Source organism: Actinomycetospora sp. ABD4_176 (assembly GCF_056311855.1).
In genome coordinates this window covers 1,397,333-1,410,572 of sequence record NZ_CM149974.1, presented here as the reverse complement: position 1 = coordinate 1,410,572, position 13,240 = coordinate 1,397,333, and the positions used below count along the sequence as shown (strand labels likewise).

The window sequence follows — 13,240 nt, the reverse complement described above, 5'->3', positions numbered from 1 at the left end:
TCAGTGGCTCCCCTGGAGGCAGTGCTCGACGAGCTGGATGAGGGCGTCGAGCGAGGAACGGCGGTCGCGGGCGTCGACGCGGAGGAGCGGGCAGCCGGGGCGCAGCACCAGGGCGTCGCGGACCGTCTCGTCGTCGTACTCGTCGGCCGTCGGGAAGCCGTTGACCGCCACGACGAACGGGAGACCCCGGTTCTCGAAGTAGTCGATCGCGGCGAAGCAGTCGTCGACGCGGCGGAGGTCGACGAGGACCACGGCGCCGACGGCGCCCTGGGCGAGCTCGTCCCACATGAACCAGAACCGCGACTGACCGGGTGTCCCGAACAGGTAGAGGATCATGCCGTCGTCGACGGTGAGACGTCCGAAGTCCATGGCGACCGTGGTGGTCTGTTTGTCCGGGACGGCGGCGAGGTCGTCGACGCCGTCGGACAGGCTCGTCATCTCCTGCTCGGTCGACAGCGGGGGGATCTCGGACAGGGCGTGCACCAGCGTCGTCTTGCCGACCCCGAAGCCGCCGGCGATCAGGATCTTCACGGGCATGAGGCCCGTCGTGCTGCGCGTCGGGCCCTCAGCGGGCTCGGAGTCCATCGAGGAGTCTCTCCAGGAGTTCGCGTCGGGGACGGCCGTCCGCGCCGACGAGGGGCAGGTGCACGGCGAGGTGGTCGGCGTTCGCCAGATCGCTCACGAGGACACGCGCGACACCGACGGGGACGCCGAGGAGGCTCCCGATCTCGACCAGGGAGCGCGGCTCGCCGCAGGCCTCGACGATCGAGCGGTACTCGGGCTGGAGGGCGCCGAGCTGGGCCAGGCCGTGATCGGTGGCGGTCACCAGCGCCTCGACGGGCAGCTCCCGGCCCACCGCCCGGGTCCGGCCGCGGGTGACGGCGTAGTTGGGCACGACGCGTCCCGCGTCCGTCGGCGGTGCGGCGCGCTCGTCCACGGTCACCGCGGGGTGCCGGTCCGGTCGGACCGGATCGTCGGGGTCAGGACGTGCCCGAGCCGGGACGCCAGCATGGTCATCTCGTAGCCCACCAGACCCATGTCGGCGGTGCGCTCGGTGTGGACCGCGAGCAGGGACCCCTGGCTGACCGAGGTGAGGAAGAGGTAGCCCCCCGCCATCTCGAGGATCGTCTGGCTCACGGGGAGAGCCCCGAGCAGGGTGGCGGTCCCCCGGGCGAGGCTCACGAGACCGCTGGCCGCGGCGGACAGCTGGTCGCCGAGCACCTGGTCCACCTCCGGGGTCGCCGCGAGGCGCAGCCCGTCGGACGAGACCACGAGCGCGTGGACGACCCCGGGTGTCGACCGGGCGAAGTCGGTGAGCACCCAGTCGAGGCGGCCGTCGTCGTGCGCGGTCACGAGAGCGCCCCCCGGTCACGGCCGTCGCGGTGCTCGTCGCCGGACCCGCGGTTCCCGGTGTGCGGGGCGTCCCACCCGTCGTCGATCTCGAGGTGGGCCATCCGTCGGCTGGCCTGGTAGCGGGAGAGTGCGCTCATCGGGCCCCCGCTTTCGGGATCGGCCTCCGTCGGGGGGCGCTGGTTTGGCGCTGCCGGTCGCGCCGGGGACGCGGGTGGGGACGTGCCGCCCTGGTGGGCGAGCTCGGGCGCGAGGTGGCTCTGCGGGACCCGCTTCTTCAGCGTGCGGCGCGGGGAGCCGGCGTCGGACTGACCGGCTCCGCCCCGGGTGCCTGCCGGGCTGCCTGCTGAGCTGCCGTTCGAGCTGCCGTTCGAGCTGCCGTTCGAGCTGCGCTGCTCAGGGGAGCGACGGGGCGGGGGCGCGCCGAGAGCGCGTGGCGTGTCCGGCCCGACGGACTCCTGCGGGGGAGGGGGCACCTCGACGGGGTGGATCAGCCGGGTCCGACGGACGGCCGAGCCCGCGCCTTCCGGACCGGCCGCGCCGTCGGGACCCGTGAGTCCGGTGCCGTGGTCGCGGCCGTGGTCGAAGCCGTGATCGAAGCCGTGATCGAAGCCGTGATCGAAGCCGTGGTCGAAGCCGTGGCCGACGCCGTGGCCGGGCCCGTGACCGTTGGTGGTCGTCGCCCCGGGCACGACGGCGGGCCAGGAGTGGCGGCCGTTCGCGGCGGCGAGTGACGGCGTCGCGTCGACGGGGATGCGCGCGACGTGTTCCACCGGGGCGACGGTCGGACGGACCAGGGCCGAGGCCTCGGCCGGACCGCCCCGCGACGCGGCCGTGGTGGACGGGAAGAGGGTCGCGGGCAGCACCAGCACGGCGGTGAGCCCGCACCCCGGGGTCGGGGTGAGGGTGGCGGTGATGCCGTGACGCTCGGCGAGGCGCGAGACGACGTGGAAGCCGAGACGGCGGGACGCCGAGACGTCGACCTCCTGCGGTGCGGCCAGCAGCTCGTTGGCCCGCGCGAGCTCGGCGGCCGGCATCCCGACCCCGGTGTCCTCGACGACCAGCAGGTGCGAGCCGGGGGCCGGGTGGTACGGGCGGTTGGTGACCGTGACCGTGCTGGTCGGCGGCGAGTACCGCACGGCGTTCTCGAGGAGCTCGGCCAGCAGGTGGGTCAGGTCGGCCACCGAGCTGCCGACCACCGCGAGGCCTTCGTCGACGGTGAAGGAGATGCGGTCGAGGTCCTCGGTCTCGGCGATGGCGGCGCGCACGACGTCGCGCAGGGCCACCGGGGCCGACCACACGCGGGGCGTCTGCTCCCCGGAGAGGACGAGGAGGCTCTCGGCGTTGCGCCGGACGCGGGTCGCGAGGTGGTCGAGCCGGAAGAGCTCCGCGAGGACGTCGGGGTCCCGTTCCTTCTCCTCCAGGTCGTTGATGATGTCGAGCTGCCGGTGGTACATGCTCTGGTTGCGCCGAGCCAGGTTCAGCAAGAGGTCCGAGGTGAACTCCTTCTTGCTGAGCTCGCTCCTCGCGAGCTCCTGCGCGAGCTCGGCCTTCTGGTCCTGGAGGTCCTCGGTGTACCGCCAGAACAGCAACACGCCGGCGCAGGCGGCGAGGACGCTCAGCCCGTGGACCAGCGACCACAACCAGGGGTTCCCCTGCCCGGAGAGGTGGTTGAAGATCAGGTCGGGCACGAACGCGGAACCGATCCCGTGGCTGAGCACGGTGAAAGCGATGTTCCAGAGGAACGGGATCCAGTCCTGGTAAAGGGCGAGGAAGCCGACGATGACGAAGAAGTGGAAGTGCGCCTCGATCGACCCGTTCGACAGGACGACCAGTTCGATCGAACAGGACGTCAGACCGAGCGTGACCAGGAACGACGCGACGCGCCGCTGCTTCGTGAGGGCCCCGAGCAGGGTGAGGAGCGCCGTCCACCCGACGAAGATCCCCACCCAGCTGATCGGCCACCCGGTCTGCGCCCCGACCGCGATCAGCAGGGGGATCTGGAGGCCGAGCACCACGAGCAGCAGTCGGTGACGGCGCGTCCACTCGGCGTCACCGAGCAAGTTGCCCCGGGGCAGGAAGTCGGTCATCCGGGCCAGAACGGAACGGGGGAGCGCGACGGGAACGGATGTCACGGACAAGCGGGGCACCTCGCGGAGCGGAACGGTCGTACCCGGTTGGAGGCGGACGAGTGCGGACCGTACATTGAAGAGCGCGCTCGAGAAACGGTCGGGTGACAATTCTGTTCTCCCGGGCTCGCGAGGGGTCCGGGTGGAGTAACAGGAACTGCGTCGAACGGTCATCGTCACGGTTCGGATCAATTCTCGGTCGTCCAGGAGACGAGAAAGCAGTTCGTCTGCGGGATACATCACCCGGACGTGGGACGGCAGCCGACACGGTCGTCGGCAGGGGGAACGGATGCAGAGGTCTCGGGTCGGCGTGTACAGCTGGCAGCCGCGGACGGACCGGTGGACGTGGAACACGGCGATGTTCCACCTGCACGGCTACCGGCCCGACGCCGTCACCCCGACCCGCGCGCTGTGGGTCGCGCACAAGCACCCCGCCGGACGTGAGCACGCGGCGGAGATCGTGGAGTCGGCCCGCCGGGCGCACACCACCTACGTGTGCCGGCACCGCATCGTCGCCTTCGACGGCGGCGAGCACGACGTCGTCGCGATCGGCTATCCCACCCCGGACACCCCGCGCTGCTCCGCCGGGCGACGCGGTTACCTCATCGACGTCACCCCCGGTCCGGAGAGCGTCGACCCTGCGCACGCACGCCGGTCGTCGCTGCGGCCGATCCACGACGAGGTCCTCGCGCGCGACGCCCTCGCCGTGCTCGAGGAGCACCTCCACCTGCTGCCGGAGGCCGGCCTGGCCCTGCTCGAGTGGCTGGCCGTCGCCCGTGCGCGCTCGGTCGACGCGGTCGCCCGGGACCTGCTCGGGGCCGTGACCGGGCCCGTGGGACGTGGGTCGCCCCAGCGGGCACTGCTCGCCGCCGTCGATCCGGACGTGCTGCCCCCGGCCGACAGGTCCTGACCGCGCCGGGGCCCGGGTTCAGCGCAGTGCCGACGCAGGCCGGACCTCCCACAGCGTCCACAGCGGCCGGTAGCCGTGGCGGGGCCAGAACACCGAGGAGACCGGGTTCGGCGGGTTGTAGTAGAGGTAGGTCCCGCGGACCCCGGGCGGTTGGAGCGCCGGCAAGGCGGCGGCGACGAGCGCGTGCCCGACGCCCCGGCCGCGCTGGCCCGGCAGCACCGAGGCGCAGTTGACGTAGCCCCAGCGCCCGATGGGCAGCAGGCCCGCGAGCCAGCTGCCCGGCGTCGCGTCGGTGAGCCCGCACTCGAGCAGGCCGACCATCCGCCCGTCGCGCTCGGCGAGGAAGATCGGCTCGCCGCGCGCCCACCGCTCGCGCAGCGCCGTCCGCTTCACCGCCTCGGCGTCGGGGCGCAGCACGCTGCCGCCGACCATGCTCGAGTACGCGATCTCGTGCATCGCCAGCTCGACGCACCCCTCGAGGTCGTCCTCGCCGGCGGGGCGCACCTCGAGCCCAGGGTCGCGGTCGAGCACGCCGTCGAGCGGGCCCGCCCGGCGCACGGCGAGGACCGCGAGCGGCACGAGGCCGTGGTCGAGGAAGGCGCGGGCCGCGGCGACGTCGCGGCTGGGCCAGGTGACGACGGCGGCGGAGTCGGCGGCGGCGCGCACGCGCGCCGGCACGCGGCCCGGCCACTGTCCGAGCAGCCGGTCGGCACCGCGGCGGCCGCTGTGGCCGAGGACGGGGTGCAGCTCGGTGACCTCGGCGGCCGACCACAGCAGGGGAGCGCTGCCCGCCGGCCAGCTGTGCTGGGTGACGACGCCCGCGGCCTCGCCGCCCGGGCCGTCGCCCACGACGACGACGTCGCCGGGCGGGGGCAGGACCGCCGGCGGCAGCCCGGTGTCGAGCTCGGCGAAGCGCGCCTGCTGGTCGCGCAGCAGCTCGGTGAGCACGACCTCGGGGGACCGGCCCGACGGCGTCGCCCGCGACCGGCCCATCACGACGCGGTCCCCGGCCGACGGCAGCAGAAGATCGCCGTCCCGGGGAACAGGCGCCCGCGCAGCGGCGACCACTGGCCCCACACCTCGTCGAGGTCGTCGGGCCATTCGGGTTCGACCAGCCGCTCGAGCACGAGCCCGGCGGCGACGACGTCGGCCACCCGGTCGCCGAGGGTGCGGTGGTGCTCGACGTAGACCACGCGCCCGTCGTCGTCGACCTCGGCGTAGGGCGTGCGGTCGAAGTAGGACTGCGAGACGGTCAGCCCGTCCGGGCCCGGGTCGTCGGGGAACATCCAGCGCATGGGGTGGTTCACCGCGAACACCCAGGGCGCACCGGGCCGCAGCACGCGGGCGACCTCCCGCATCACCGCGCCGGGGTCGGCCACGAACGGCACCGCGCCGAAGGCCGAGAACGCCGCGTCGACCGTGGCGTCGCCCAGCGGGACGGCGCCGGCGTCGGCCTGCACGAGCGGGACGGCGACCCCGGTGCGGGCGTCGGCCGCCCGGGCCTGGGCGAGCATGCCCGCCGACAGGTCGACCCCGACGACCCGCGCGCCGGCCCCGGCGAGCCACCGCGAGCACGACGCCGCCCCGCAGCCCACCTCGAGCACCCGCGCGCCGCGCAGGGCCGCGGGGTCGCCGAGCAGGCGGGCGTCCTCCTCGCGCAGGCGCTCGGGGCACCAGACGAAGTCGTCGTCGCCGAGGAAGGCGCCGTGCTCGGCCTGGTAGTCGTCGGCGTCGGCGTCCCACCAGGCGCGGCTGGCCGCGCTCGACTCCGCCGCCCCGACCGCCCGGCGGGCGATCCCGGCCGCGCCGACGAGCTCCTCGGCCGGCACGCGCCCGCCCTCGCGGGAGGGCGGGGGAGGCGTCGGCACCGGGGCATCCTGACACGCCCGGGCGCGGGGGCGACCTCCCCCGACCGGGCTCGCACCGGCCACGACACGCCGTGCCCGTGCGCTGCGACACGCCGGGGCGGAGCAGGGGGTGCCCCGATTGCCGGTCCGTGTCGGACGCGGTTACGATGAAGGTCCACGTCAGTGGTCTCGCCCTGTCCGCGTGCTCCTCGCCTGCGGGTGGGCGGACACCTCGTCTCCGGTCTCGTTCGCGGGCTCGCCGGTGCACGCAGTCAGGACGACGGCTCACTTCCGTGGTGTCCCTGCACGCTCGATCTGACCATGTTCCCGGAGCCGTCCACCGTATGTCCATCGACACCCACACCGCCCCGACGACGACCAGCCCCCAGGTGGCTGTGAACGACATCGGGTCGGAAGAGGACTTCCTCGCCGCCATCGACCAGACGATCAAGTACTTCAACGATGGCGACATCGTCGAAGGCACCATCGTGAAGGTCGACCGGGACGAGGTCCTCCTCGACATCGGCTACAAGACCGAGGGCGTCATCCCCTCGCGTGAGCTCTCGATCAAGCACGATGTCGATCCCAACGAGGTCGTCGCCGTCGGCGACGAGGTCGAAGCCCTCGTCCTCCAGAAGGAGGACAAGGAGGGTCGGCTGATCCTGTCCAAGAAGCGCGCCCAGTACGAGCGCGCCTGGGGCACGATCGAGCAGCTCAAGGACAACGACGAGCCCGTCAAGGGCACCGTCATCGAGGTCGTCAAGGGCGGCCTCATCCTCGACATCGGCCTGCGCGGCTTCCTCCCGGCCTCGCTGGTCGAGATGCGTCGCGTCCGCGACCTCCAGCCCTACGTGGGCAAGGAGATCGAGGCCAAGATCATCGAGCTGGACAAGAACCGCAACAACGTCGTCCTCTCCCGCCGCGCGTGGCTGGAGCAGACCCAGTCGGCGGTGCGCAGCGAGTTCCTCAACCAGCTCGCCAAGGGCCAGATCCGGTCCGGCCAGGTCTCGTCGATCGTCAACTTCGGTGCGTTCGTCGACCTCGGCGGTGTCGACGGTCTGGTCCACGTCTCCGAGCTGTCCTGGAAGCACATCGACCACCCGTCCGAGGTCGTCGAGGTGGGCCAGGAGGTCAAGGTCGAGGTCCTCGACGTCGACCTCGACCGCGAGCGGGTCTCGCTGTCGCTCAAGGCGACGCAGGAGGACCCCTGGCGCCAGTTCGCCCGCACCCACCAGATCGGCCAGATCGTGCCCGGCAAGGTCACGAAGCTGGTGCCGTTCGGTGCGTTCGTCCGCGTGGACGAGGGCATCGAGGGCCTGGTCCACATCTCGGAGCTGGCCGAGCGCCACGTCGAGGTGCCGGAGCAGGTCGTCCAGGTCGGCAACGACGTCATGGTCAAGGTCATCGACATCGATCTCGACCGTCGCCGCATCTCGCTCTCGCTCAAGCAGGCCAACGAGGGCATGACGCCGGAGACCGAGTTCGACCCGGCGCTCTACGGCATGGCGGCCGAGTACGACGACGCGGGCAACTACATCTACCCCGAGGGCTTCGACCCGGACACCGGCGAGTGGCGCGAGGGGTACGAGTCGCAGCGCGAGGAGTGGGAGCGGCAGTACCAGGCGGCCTACGCCCGGTACGAGCAGCACATCGCCCAGCTCCAGCGCACCCAGGAGCAGGAGGCCGAGGCGGCCGAGGCCGCGCCGGCGAACTACTCCTCGGGCGGCCCGTCGTCCGACGACGAGCGCGGTGACGACGCCGACACCGCGGACCCGGGACAGGGCCCGCCGTCCCAGAGCGGCGGCGGCGCGCTGGCCAGCGACGCCCAGCTCGCGGCCCTGCGCGAGAAGCTGTCGGGCGGCTGATCACCCGGTAGCGAGGCTCGACCGACGGGCCCCTACCCCTCGCGGGGTGGGGGCCCGTCGTCGTGTGCGCAGGCGCGCGTGCGGGGCGCGCGTGGGGCAGCGAGGGACGCCCCGGGTGCGTGGGAGGCAGCGAGGGACGCCCTCGCTGCGCGAACGCCGGCGAGCCTCAGGCCGCGGCGGGCACCGCGGGCGCGGGCTCGAAGGCCGGGCGCAGGTGCCGGGAGCCGGCGAGGAAGCGCTCGACCAGCCCGCGGCGGGCGATGTGCGGCACGGCCAGCGCGGCCTCGACCTGCGGCAGCGTGCGGCACCAGACGAGCCCGGGGGCGCCGAGGCGGTGACGTCCGGCGGTGCGGCGCGAACGGAACACGCGCGTCTCCCTCGAATCGTGTGGTGCGGGTGAGGCAGCACCGGAGCGTTGTGACTCGTGGGACGCGAGTGACTCGCCGTGCGACTCTCGACCCCGGGTCGAGTGAACCCGGCGACCGGTGGGCAGACTGCGGGCGTGCTGAGGCTCGGGCTCACCGGCGGAATCGGGGCGGGGAAGTCGACGGTGGCGGAGACGCTCACCGAACTGGGCGCGGTGGTGATCGACGCCGACCGGATCGCCCGCGAGGTCGTCGAACCCGGTACCGAGGGCCTGGCCGCGGTCGTCGAGGCGTTCGGCGAGGACGTGCTCGACGAGAGCGGCGCCCTCGACCGGCCCGCGCTCGGGCAGGTCGTGTTCGCCGACGACGCGAAGCGCCAGCAGCTCAACGGCATCCTGCACCCGCGCATCGGCGCCCGGACCGCGGAGATGGTCGCCGAGGCCCCCGACGACGCCGTGGTCGTCCACGACGTCCCCCTGCTGGTCGAGAACGGGATGGGCGCGGCGTTCGCGCTGGTCGTGGTGGTGGACGCGCCGATCGACGTCCGGGTCGCGCGCCTGCAGGAGAACCGCGGGATGAGCGTGGAGGACGCCCGCGCCCGCATCTCCGCCCAGGCCGACGACGAGGCCCGGCGCGCGGCCGCCGACGTGTGGCTGGAGAACGCAGGGGCCGCCGGGGCGCTGCGCGAGCAGGTCGAGCGGCTCTGGCACGAGCGCCTCGTGCCGTTCGCCCGCAACATCGAGCGCGGCGAGGCGACACCCGTACCGAGCGAGGTCGTGGCCCCGGCCGACGACCGCGACGTCGTCGCCCGGCGCCTGGCCGCCCGGCTGGCCGTCGTCGGTGGCGAGCAGGTGCGCCGGGTCGAGCACGTCGGGCCGGGCGCGGTCCCGGGCCTGCCCGCCCCGGACGTCGTCGACCTGCTCGTCGAGGCCGTCCGCCCCGGCGACGAGCTCGCCGAGGCCTTCCTCGCGGCCGGGTTCCCGCGCACCGGCCCCGGCCGCCACGGCTGCGCCGACCCCGCCCGCCCGGCGCGCGTCCTGGTGCTCGACGGGAAGAGCCGTCGCGAGGCGAAGCGCGTGAAGGCGATCGTCGAGGCGCGCGACCGGGCCCGTCGGGACCCCGACCGCGTGGCCGCCGACCCCGTCGCCGTGCGCGCCGAGGTCGCGCTGCCCTGATCAGGTCCGGACGACGGGCAGCACCGAGACGCCGACCCCGAGCAGCACCAGCAGCAGCGGCGCCGCGACGCCCACCCGGTCGGCGAGCACCCGGACCGAGGCGACGGCCAGGAGGCCGAGGACGACGACCAGCAGGCTGTCCATGCGCCGTCCCTACACCCGCCGCGGGAGGGACGGGGGGATCAGGCCCGGTCCAGCGAGCCGAGCCCGAGGGAGTCGGTCCACGTGCCGAGGTCGTGGCGGGCGTCGACGAGCTCGCCGAGGACGCGGTGCACGGTGCTCATGGCCTCGTCGGCGTCCACGGGGGCGAGGACGCCCCCCGCGACGGCGGCGGCGAAGTCGGCGTCGTGGACGACGCGGGCGGGGCGCCCGGGGACGACCTCGAGGCCGAGCAGGAGGTCGGTGCAGCGCCACTGCGCGCCGTCGACGGCGATGCGCACCGCGCCGATCTCGGTGGTCGCGCCGGCCGCCCCGTCCTCCCGGCTGCCCTCGCGGGGGAGCCGCCGGCGCAGGCGCAGGCCGTGGTCGGCGACGTACCAGCACGTCTCGGCCAGGACGAACGGGTCCTCGGGACTGAGCACCGTCGTCCGCAGGCCCCACGGTGCGACGCGCCACCGGTCGAGGGCCTGTTCCAGGACCTGGTCGGGCGCGAGGAGGTGGGTGCGGGTCGCCGTCTGTGTGTCGACGACCTCGACCAGCTGGGGGGAGACGACCGGGCTCACGGCGGAGGACCCTAGGACACCCGTCAGGGGGTATCGGCGGCGACCCCTACCCGAATGCCAACCCTGTCATTCACGCCGTGACGCGCGTCACGTCCACGTGAGGGTGACGTCCTGCGGGGCCAGCCATCGCTCCAGGTCGTGGCCGTGCTCGGCGAGGCCCGCGAGGGTGCGGTGGCTCGTCGTGAGCGCCCGCTCGGCGCGCTCGGGGTCGAGCAGCCCGGCGGCGACGGCCTCGGCGAGCTCGTCGAGGTCGAGCACCTCGGTGTGCTGCCCGGTGTGGACGACGAGGTCGACGTAGTGGTCCTCGGTCCGCCACGTCGACCCGTCGCGGGTGACGTCGACGACGTCGATGTAGTGGTCCTGCCTCCGCTCGGACCCGGGCCTCCAGGAGAAGTCGGTGACGCGGATGCCGAGCGCGGGCAGCAGCCACGAGCGCAGGTGCGTCAGCGTGGGGTGGTCGGGCATCGGGCGGCTGAGATAGAGGCCGAACGCCTCCTCGCGGTAGACGTCGACCGCCCGCACGAACCCCTTGGGGTCGGTGTTGGTGCGGGCCGCGACGTCGAAGGTCTCGGTCTTCGGCGGGTGGATGCCCACGGGCCGTGACCCTAGTGCGCCCACCGCGGCACCCGCCCCGTTGTCGGGGGGCGCGGTTAACCTCGATCCCATGGCGTTCGCGACAGAGGTTCCGGGGTCGGCCCGCGAGGGGGAGAACCCCGAAGGGCTGCCCGACGAGGCCCTCGCGCACTCGGAGTTCCGCCCGGTCGGCGAGATCGAGCGCACCGGGGTCCCGTTCGAGGTCGTCAGCCCCTACGAGCCGGCGGGCGACCAGCCGACGGCCATCGAGGAGCTCGAGAAGCGGGTGAAGGCCGGCGAGCACGACATCGTGCTGCTCGGCGCCACCGGCACGGGCAAGTCGGCCACCACGGCCTGGCTCATCGAGCGGGTGCAGCGCCCGACGCTGGTGATGGCGCCCAACAAGACGCTGGCGGCCCAGCTGGCCAACGAGCTGCGGGAGCTGCTGCCCAACAACTCGGTCGAGTACTTCGTCTCGTACTACGACTACTACCAGCCCGAGGCGTACATCGCGCAGACCGACACCTACATCGAGAAGGACTCCTCGATCAACGAGGACGTCGAGCGGCTGCGCCACTCGGCGACGTCCAACCTGCTCTCGCGCCGCGACGTCGTCGTGGTCGCGTCGGTGTCCTGCATCTACGGCCTCGGGACGCCGCAGTCGTACCTCGACCGGTCGGTGGCGCTCGCGGTGGGCGAGGAGCTCGACCGCGACCAGCTGCTCCGGGCCCTGGTCGACGTGCAGTACACCCGCAACGACATGGCCTTCGCCCGTGGCACGTTCCGGGTCCGCGGCGACACGGTGGAGATCATCCCGGCGTACGAGGAGCTCGCGGTCCGCATCGAGTTCTTCGGCGACGAGATCGAGTCGCTCTACTACCTCAACCCGCTGACCGGCGACGTGGTCAAGCAGGTCGACGACGTGCGCATCTTCCCGGCCACCCACTACGTGGCCGGTCCCGAGCGCATGGAGAAGGCGGTCAAGGCCATCGAGGCCGAGCTCGAGGAGCGCCTGGCCGAGCTGGAGCGCCAGGGCAAGCTGCTCGAGGCCCAGCGGCTGCGCATGCGCACCACCTACGACATCGAGATGATCCGCCAGGTCGGCTTCTGCTCGGGCATCGAGAACTACTCGCGCCACATCGACGGCCGCGGGCCGGGCACGGCGCCGGCAACGCTGATCGACTACTTCCCGCAGGACTTCCTGCTGGTCATCGACGAGTCGCACGTGACGGTGCCGCAGATCGGCGGCATGTACGAGGGCGACATGTCGCGCAAGCGCAACCTCGTCGAGTACGGGTTCCGCCTGCCGAGCGCCACCGACAACCGCCCGCTGACGTGGGAGGAGTTCGCCGACCGCATCGGCCAGACGGTCTACCTGTCCGCGACCCCCGGCGACTACGAGATGCGGATGGCGGGCGGCGAGTTCGTCGAGCAGGTCATCCGCCCCACCGGCCTGATCGACCCGGAGGTGGTCGTCAAGCCGACGAAGGGGCAGATCGACGACCTGGTCGGCGAGATCCGCACGCGGGTCGAGAAGGACGAGCGGGTCCTGGTCACGACGCTGACCAAGAAGATGGCCGAGGACCTCACCGACTACCTGCTCGAGCTCGGCATCAAGGTCCGCTACCTGCACTCCGAGGTCGACACGCTGCGCCGGGTCGAGCTGCTGCGCCAGCTGCGGTCGGGGGAGTACGACGTCCTGGTCGGCATCAACCTGCTCCGCGAGGGCCTCGACCTGCCCGAGGTGTCGCTCGTGGCCATCCTCGACGCCGACAAGGAAGGGTTCCTGCGCAGCGAGCGCTCGCTGATCCAGACGATCGGTCGCGCGGCCCGCAACGTGTCCGGTCAGGTGCACATGTACGCGGACACGGTCACCGAGTCGATGCAGTACGCCATCGACGAGACCAACCGGCGCCGCGAGAAGCAGATCGCCTACAACACCGAGCGGGGCGTCGACCCCCAGCCGCTGCGCAAGAACATCGCCGACATCCTCGACCGCGTCTACCGCGAGGCCGAGGACACCGAGGAGTCGGTGGAGATCGGCGGCTCGGCGCGCAACAGCTCGCGCGGGCGCCGCGCGGCGGGGGAGGCCGGCGGCGGCCGCGGTCACTCCGGCGTCGTCGAGCACCGCGACACGTCGGGCATGGCGCGCGCGGAGCTCGCGGACCTCATCCAGCAGCTCACCGACCAGATGATGGCCGCGGCCCGCGACCTGCAGTTCGAGCTCGCCGGGCGGCTGCGCGACGAGATCGCCGACCTCAAGAAGGAGATGAGGGGCATGGACGCGGCCGGCGTGAGCTGAGC

The 13,240-nt window shown here is 73.1% G+C and carries 14 protein-coding genes; 4 read left to right on the top strand and 10 right to left on the bottom strand.

The window, feature by feature from the left end:
- From ACYX4T_RS06870 to ACYX4T_RS06855, 4 genes are read right to left on the bottom strand one after another with little or no spacing between them, the layout of a single operon-like run.
- Positions 1-585, bottom strand: a complete 585-nt coding sequence (locus ACYX4T_RS06870) for a GTP-binding protein (protein WP_476013809.1) — start codon at positions 583-585, stop codon at positions 1-3.
- On the bottom strand, positions 566-943 hold the full coding sequence (locus tag ACYX4T_RS06865; protein ID WP_476013808.1) for a DUF742 domain-containing protein: 378 nt from the start codon (positions 941-943) through the stop codon (positions 566-568). The genes ACYX4T_RS06870 and ACYX4T_RS06865 overlap by 20 nt, the downstream gene beginning before the upstream one ends.
- The gene (locus ACYX4T_RS06860; RefSeq protein ID WP_476013807.1) at positions 940-1,353 is read right to left on the bottom strand and encodes a roadblock/LC7 domain-containing protein; all 414 of its coding nucleotides are present in this window, start codon (positions 1,351-1,353) and stop codon (positions 940-942) included. Before ACYX4T_RS06860 ends, ACYX4T_RS06865 begins: the two co-directional genes overlap by 4 nt.
- Positions 1,350-3,440 carry a sensor histidine kinase gene (locus tag ACYX4T_RS06855; protein WP_476013806.1) on the bottom strand — a complete coding sequence of 697 codons (2,091 nt, stop codon included), beginning with the start codon at positions 3,438-3,440 and terminating at the stop codon, positions 1,350-1,352. The genes ACYX4T_RS06860 and ACYX4T_RS06855 overlap by 4 nt, the downstream gene beginning before the upstream one ends.
- A 349-nt stretch (positions 3,441-3,789) precedes the next feature.
- Between ACYX4T_RS06855 and ACYX4T_RS06850 the strand changes: the two genes are divergently transcribed.
- The gene (locus ACYX4T_RS06850; RefSeq protein WP_476013805.1) at positions 3,790-4,389 is read left to right on the top strand and encodes a PAS domain-containing protein; all 600 of its coding nucleotides are present in this window, start codon (positions 3,790-3,792) and stop codon (positions 4,387-4,389) included.
- 18 nt (positions 4,390-4,407) lie between these two features.
- On the opposite strand, the gene ACYX4T_RS06845 is transcribed toward ACYX4T_RS06850, so the two are convergent.
- Positions 4,408-5,382 (bottom strand): N-acetyltransferase family protein, encoded by a 975-nt coding sequence (locus tag ACYX4T_RS06845; RefSeq protein ID WP_476015205.1) that lies wholly within the window; start codon positions 5,380-5,382, stop codon positions 4,408-4,410.
- Entirely contained in the window at positions 5,382-6,257 is an 876-nt protein-coding gene (locus ACYX4T_RS06840; protein ID WP_476013804.1) for a class I SAM-dependent methyltransferase, read from the bottom strand. The genes ACYX4T_RS06845 and ACYX4T_RS06840 overlap by 1 nt, the downstream gene beginning before the upstream one ends.
- Before the next feature lie 323 nt (positions 6,258-6,580).
- Here ACYX4T_RS06840 and rpsA point away from each other — a divergent pair, with 323 nt between their 5' ends.
- Positions 6,581-8,101 (top strand): 30S ribosomal protein S1, encoded by a 1,521-nt coding sequence (rpsA, locus tag ACYX4T_RS06835; RefSeq protein ID WP_476013803.1) that lies wholly within the window; start codon positions 6,581-6,583, stop codon positions 8,099-8,101.
- A 166-nt stretch (positions 8,102-8,267) separates the two neighbouring features.
- On the opposite strand, the gene ACYX4T_RS06830 is transcribed toward rpsA, so the two are convergent.
- The gene (locus ACYX4T_RS06830; RefSeq protein ID WP_476013802.1) at positions 8,268-8,468 is read right to left on the bottom strand and encodes a hypothetical protein; all 201 of its coding nucleotides are present in this window, start codon (positions 8,466-8,468) and stop codon (positions 8,268-8,270) included.
- Positions 8,469-8,603: 135 nt separating this feature from the next.
- Between ACYX4T_RS06830 and coaE the strand changes: the two genes are divergently transcribed.
- On the top strand, positions 8,604-9,641 hold the full coding sequence (gene coaE, locus ACYX4T_RS06825; protein WP_476013801.1) for a dephospho-CoA kinase: 1,038 nt from the start codon (positions 8,604-8,606) through the stop codon (positions 9,639-9,641).
- On the opposite strand, the gene ACYX4T_RS06820 is transcribed toward coaE, so the two are convergent.
- The 3 genes from ACYX4T_RS06820 to ACYX4T_RS06810 form a co-directional block, all read right to left on the bottom strand.
- Entirely contained in the window at positions 9,642-9,785 is a 144-nt protein-coding gene (locus tag ACYX4T_RS06820) for a hypothetical protein (RefSeq protein ID WP_476013800.1), read from the bottom strand.
- Between the two features lie 38 nt (positions 9,786-9,823).
- Positions 9,824-10,363: a DUF402 domain-containing protein gene (locus ACYX4T_RS06815; RefSeq protein WP_476013799.1), complete on the bottom strand. Its 540-nt coding sequence runs from the start codon at positions 10,361-10,363 to the stop codon at positions 9,824-9,826.
- 87 nt (positions 10,364-10,450) lie between these two features.
- Positions 10,451-10,957: a ribonuclease FAU-1 family protein gene (locus ACYX4T_RS06810; RefSeq protein WP_476013798.1), complete on the bottom strand. Its 507-nt coding sequence runs from the start codon at positions 10,955-10,957 to the stop codon at positions 10,451-10,453.
- Between the two features lie 70 nt (positions 10,958-11,027).
- Between ACYX4T_RS06810 and uvrB the strand changes: the two genes are divergently transcribed.
- Positions 11,028-13,238, top strand: a complete 2,211-nt coding sequence (uvrB, locus tag ACYX4T_RS06805) for an excinuclease ABC subunit UvrB (protein WP_476013797.1) — start codon at positions 11,028-11,030, stop codon at positions 13,236-13,238.
- Positions 13,239-13,240: the final 2 nt, after the last annotated feature.